At 60.7% G+C, this 5,636-nt stretch carries 3 protein-coding genes; all 3 read left to right on the plus strand.

The genetic code is table 11. The annotated features are described in order from the left end of the window. Window positions 1-230: 230 nt before the first annotated feature. The gene (locus AAAB16_RS15700; protein WP_340664160.1) at window positions 231-2,501 is read left to right on the plus strand and encodes a TonB-dependent receptor; all 2,271 of its coding nucleotides are present in this window, start codon (window positions 231-233) and stop codon (window positions 2,499-2,501) included. A gap of 53 nt (window positions 2,502-2,554) precedes the next feature. After that, window positions 2,555-4,132, plus strand: coding sequence for an alkaline phosphatase D family protein (locus AAAB16_RS15705; RefSeq protein ID WP_340664161.1), 1,578 nt, complete (start codon window positions 2,555-2,557; stop codon window positions 4,130-4,132). 396 nt (window positions 4,133-4,528) lie between these two features. Then, window positions 4,529-5,636: TonB-dependent receptor plug domain-containing protein (locus tag AAAB16_RS15710; protein WP_340664162.1), on the plus strand; the 1,108-nt coding region annotated here is incomplete at its 3' end.

The raw sequence follows: 5,636 nt of genomic DNA on the forward strand, positions 1-5,636 counted from the left end.
GCCAACACCCTGCCCCCGCCCTGATGAAAAACAAACAGCCGCCGCGCCCTGTCACCCCGCCGTCATAAATCTGAAAACGTCTTCTGCACCAAGGCCCTCCGCGTGTTTGCCGTGTTCTGGCACAACCCGTGCTCTAGAGCCTCGCACCGAACTCTCCAAAGAGCGGACTCCCCTTAGAACAGAGCGCCTGACTGACCAGGACGCTCGACGCCAACACCAAGGAATCTGCCATGCCTCAGCACCTGAAATTCACCCCTCCCCATCCCTCCGGCGGCCGCATGTTGGCCCTGGCCAGCGCCATGTTCCTGTGGGCGCAAACACCGGAAGCGGTGGCGGTTGATACCAGCGAAGACAGCACATTGCCCAAGCTCACCGTGACCGCCCAAAAGCGCAAAGAACAGGCTCAGGATGTGGCCGTTGCGCTGACCCCGCTCACCGGCAAAGACTTGCAAGAGCGCGGCATCGACAACATCAACAAGCTGCAATACACCACGCCTAACCTGGAAATCGACCCGGTGTACGGCAGCGATCAAACCCAGTTCCGCATTCGCGGCGTGGGCCTGCGCGATTACGCCACCAACAACACCTCCACCGTTGGCGTGTATATCGACGAGGTGGCATTTCCCTTCCCGGTGCAAACCCAAGGGCTGCTGTTCGACTTGGACCGCGTCGAGGTTTTACGCGGGCCGCAAGGTACGTTGTATGGCCGCAACAGCACGGGCGGCGCGGTGAATTTCATCACCAACAAGCCGACGGCCAAGCCACAAGCCGAGATTAAGGCGGGCTATGGCTCGAACAACTACAAGACGTTGGAGGGCTTTCTCTCGGGGCCATTGACCGATGATGTGCGCGGGCGTTTATCGTTCGCCGTTAAAGACGGTGGCGCATGGCAGAAGAACCGCGTCACTGGGCAAAAGCTTGGTGATCAGGATGTCCAAGCCTTCCGCGGCCAACTGGAGTGGGATGCCAACGACGCCCTGCGCTTTAACCTCACTGCGTTCGCCGGCAAAGACGAGTCCGACAGCCGTGGCGCCCGTCTGTATCAAGGCTTGGTGCCGCGCAATATCACCGGCCAAACCAACTACGCCACCATCGCCCCCGACAGCCGCAACGACTACACCGGCTGGGACCTCAAGCCCGCCTTTGCCGCCGCCACCGGGCTGAAAGTCGGCGACAAACCGCACCGCGACAACACCAACAAAGGCGTGGCGCTGAGCACCGATTACAGCCTTAACGACCACCTCACGGTCACCAGCATCAGTGCTTACAACACCCTTAAGCGCAATGAATACATCGACTGGGACGGCTCCAACATCGCCCAGTCCGACGAGTTTTTCGATACCGACATCAAAGTGTTTTCCCAAGAGCTGCGCCTGGCGTCAGAAGGCAACGGAGCGCTGAACTGGGTGGTCGGTGGCTACTACGCTCACGAGTCGCTGGATGAGCAGTTTTTTTCCGACTTCAGCCAGTACCGTGGCCTGGGCGGCATCTACCTGACCGAGTACAAGCAAAAAGCCGAAACCTACAGCCTGTTTGGCCAAGGCCGTTATGCGCTGGCAGATGACTGGACCTTAGTATTTGGCGTGCGCCAGGAACATGAAGAACGCAGCCTGAACGACTACGTCACCGGCTACCTTAACGCCCGCACCTCGCCGCTGGATGAAGAACTCAACACCAACGAAACCTCGGCCAAACTCGGGCTGGAATGGCGTCCGGCTGCCGGCCATTTGCTGTATGCCAGCATCAGCCGTGGGGTGAAGTCCGGCGGTTTCACCACCTACAACACCAACGCCCTGCAGGCCTCCAGCCTGATCGAACCGTTTAAGCCCGAAAAACTGCTGGCCTACGAAATTGGCTTTAAAAGCGACCTCACCCAGGCGCTGCGTTTGAACGGCGCGGTGTTTTATTACGACTATCGCGACCAGCAGTACCAGTCGCAAATGTGGATTAGCCAAGCGGTGGGCAACGTCGGCAAGCTGGTGAATATTCCCCGTTCGGAAATCTGGGGTGCCGAGCTTGAGCTGCAATGGCAACCGTTGCCAGGCCTGACCATCAGCCAATACGCCGGCTACAAAGAAGGCCGCTACAAGGATTACCAAGGCCTCAACGCCGCCGCCACCGTCGCCAACGGCTACGTCAGCCCGGTGTACAGCGACTTCTCCGGCGACAAACTGACCAACTTCCCCGAAAGCAGCTACGGCGGCAATTTCCGCTACAGCCGCACCTTGGGCCCGTTGATCTGGACCGCCAATCTCGACTACGCCTACCACGACACCTTGGTGAACAGCGACCCGCTGCGCAGCACTAACCACTACTGGTTGGCCAACGCCCGTCTGGCCGCGCAACCGCTGGGGGAAGATTGGGAGGTGGCGCTGTACGCCCACAACCTCTTCGACCGCAAGTACGACTTGTACAAGGGCTCGTTCCTCTCCAACGCGCAAATCGCCACCTCTGGTGACCCGCGCACCGTTGGCATTGAAGCGACCTATCGCTTCTTCTAAACCGCCCTTCGCCGCGCCCGTCGCTGGGCGCGGTGTTCACAATGGATACCCCCATGACTTGCCACTCCATAGGCCGCCGCCAAGCATTGCGCTTGCTGGCCGGTGTCGCCGCCACGCCGTGGTTGCTGCGCCACGGGCGGGCGCTGGCCGGCCTCGACTATCCCTTTGCGCTAGGCATCGCCAGCGGCGACCCGGCGCCTGACGGTTTTGTGATCTGGACTCGTCTGGCGCTACTGCCGCTTTACCCCGGCAACGAACAGCGCCTCCCCGAACGTATTGCGCTGAATTGGGAGGTGGCTGAGGACGAACACTTCCGCCGCGTGGTTCAGCGCGGGCAAACCAGTGCGCTGCGTGTGCGTGGTCATGCTGTGCATGTTGAGCTGCACGGTTTACAGCCAGGTCGCGAGTATTGGTATCGGTTTATCGGCCTGGGTGAAATCAGCCCGGTGGGCCGAGGCTTGACCTTGCCTGCGGCAAACGCTGCAGCCGATCACCTGCACCTCGCCGTCGCCTCGTGCGCCCACTGGGAACGCGGTTACTTCAGCGCCTACCGGCATATGGCGCAAGAGCGGCCGGACGTGGTGTTGTTTCTCGGCGATTACATTTACGAATACAGCTTGGCCGCCGATGCGCCTGGTGTGGTCCGCCCGTATAACGCCCCGCAAGCCACCGACCTGGCGGGTTATCGCTACCGCTATGCCCTGCACCACAGCGACCCGGACTTGCAGGCCCTGCACGCGACGGCGCCGTGCATTGCCACCTGGGATGACCATGAGGTGGAAGACGACTACTCCGGCGAAGCCTCCAAACTGCCGGGCATCAAACCCGCCGATTTTTACCGTCGTCGCGCGGCGGCGTACCAGGCGTTTCTGGAAAACCTGCCGCTTCGCCGCGTGCCCATCGGCGCTAACGGCAGCCCGCAGATTTTCCGGCAATTTCGCTACGGCAATCTGGCCAGCCTGCCGGTGTTGGACGGTCGCCAATACCGCTCTAAACAACCCTGCTACGCGGCGCCGAACAACGGCAAAGGTCATTTGGAAAACGCCGCGTGTCGAGATTTAGCCGACCCCACGCGCACGCTGTTGGGTTTTCAACAGGAGCGCTGGCTGGACGAACAGCTGCGCCGCAACAGCAGCCGCTGGAACCTGATCGCCCAAAATCTACTGGTAGCGCCGCTGCGCGTACACGGGCCAGGCAACACTGAAGACCGTTACTGGACCGACAACTGGGACGGTTTCCAGGCAGGCCGCAGTCGGCTGCTGCAAAGCCTGCACAGCAGTCGTGCGGCGAACCCGGTGATTTTGAGCGGCGACTACCACTCCTTCTGGGCTAACCACCTGCATGTGGAGCCGGAAAACATCAACTCGCCCTTGGTGGCTGCCGAGTTTGTCGGCACCTCCATTACCTCCAACGGGCCAAGCTATGAAGCGGTGCAGGCGGTGTTGGCGGATAACCCGCAGATACGGTTTTACGACAGCCGACCGCGTGGGTATTTGTCCTTGCGGCTAGAGCCGCAGCAGTTGGAGGTGCGGATGCAGGCCATCTCGGATCGCGCGGATCCAAAGGCCAGTGTCAGCACGTTGAAGCGCTTTGTGGTGGAGAGCGGGAGTTCTCGATTGAACGACGCCTAACGATCCTGGTGTGCGGTGCGCACCACTGCGTACGAGGATAAATGCTGAGTCCCAGCCTGCGCTGGGACGACGGAGGTTGTTGGATAAACCACGGTCATTCCCGCGCAGACGGCGGTCCGACGATTCGGAATCCAGAAGGCCCGGGCGAACGGTGATCGGTACGCGCAGCACACCCTACGGCCCGAGGCGCTCAGCGAAGCACCTGCTTTCCCAACACTCTGCCCACCGCACTGCACAAAAATCAGCACAACCCCCGCCTTAGCTAAAAATACCCAATATAAATCAATATGTTAGTTGAGTGGCACAGCCCTTGCTCTACCAGCCGTAGAACCCAGCTACGCCACACGAGGACGCGCCCGGGAGCTGACAACACAGTTCACCCATAGGAGCAGAGTCATGTCTTTCAACACGTACCGTACCCAGCCCAGCCCGTTGGCACTTGCCATTGTGCTGGCTACGGCTGGGTTGCTCGTAACGCCGGTACAGGCGGCCGAGCAAACCGACACACAGGGCACCCAAGCACAAAACAGCACCGCCTTGCCCAAGGTGGTGGTCACCGCGCAGCGCCGTGAGGAGGCGGTGCAAAATATCGGCACGGCTATTTCGGTAATTGATGGCGATGCGCTGAAAGAAAAAAACATCCGCACGGTTAACGACCTGCAGCACGCCACGCCGAGCCTGGAGGTGGAGCCGGCGTTTGGTAGCGGCCAGCCGCAGTTCCGGTTGCGCGGTGTGGGGTTTATCGATTACACGGCGAACAACTCGTCCAGCGTCGGTGTAAACGTCGACGACGTGGCGTTTGCGCTGCCGGTGCAAACCCAGGGCCTGCTGTTTGATATCGACCGCGTGGAAGTGCAACGCGGCCCGCAAGGCACGCTGTATGGGCGCAATACCACGGGCGGTACGGTGAACTTCATTACCCGCCGCCCCACCAAGGAATTTGAAGCCGGCGTGACGGCCGAATACGGCTCGTACGATGCGTGGACCACTGAAGGCTTTGCCTCTGGCCCCCTCACCGACACCCTGCGCGGCCGCGTGGCATTTATCACCGAGCAAGGCGGCGCCTGGCAGAAGAACCGCGACACCGGCGAATCATTGGGTGACAAGGACAAAGCGGGTATCCGTGGCCAGTTGGAATGGGATGCCACCGAAGACCTGGATTTCCGTCTTAGCCTGCAACACGCCTACGACAAATCGGAAAGCCGTGGCCTGTACCTTTTCCAGGACTACAACTCGGCGCGCACCGGCACGATCCGCGACAGCAATACCAGCCATACGGGCTGGAGCCTGCGTCCGCAGTTTAAAGACGCCGCCGATATTTCCGGCAGCAGCAAACCGCACGTCGACAACACCAACGACTCCATCGCCCTGGCCGCCAACTGGAACCTGGGTGGCGTGGTACTGAGCAGCATCACCTCGTACAACGAACTACGCCGCCGTGAATTGGGCGATTGGGATGCCACGTCCAACGCCGACTCGGACGAGTATTTCGATGACCGGGTAA

It is taken from the genome of Pseudomonas sp. (assembly GCF_037994325.1).
GTDB lineage: Bacteria > Pseudomonadota > Gammaproteobacteria > Pseudomonadales > Pseudomonadaceae > Aquipseudomonas.

Excerpts from the sequence above, each read along its gene's own strand:
- AAAB16_RS15700 (WP_340664160.1), top strand. The coding sequence starts at position 231 with ATGCCTCAGCACCTGAAATTCACCCCTCCCCATCCCTCCGGCGGCCGC.
- AAAB16_RS15705 (WP_340664161.1), top strand. The coding sequence starts at position 2,555 with ATGACTTGCCACTCCATAGGCCGCCGCCAAGCATTGCGCTTGCTGGCC.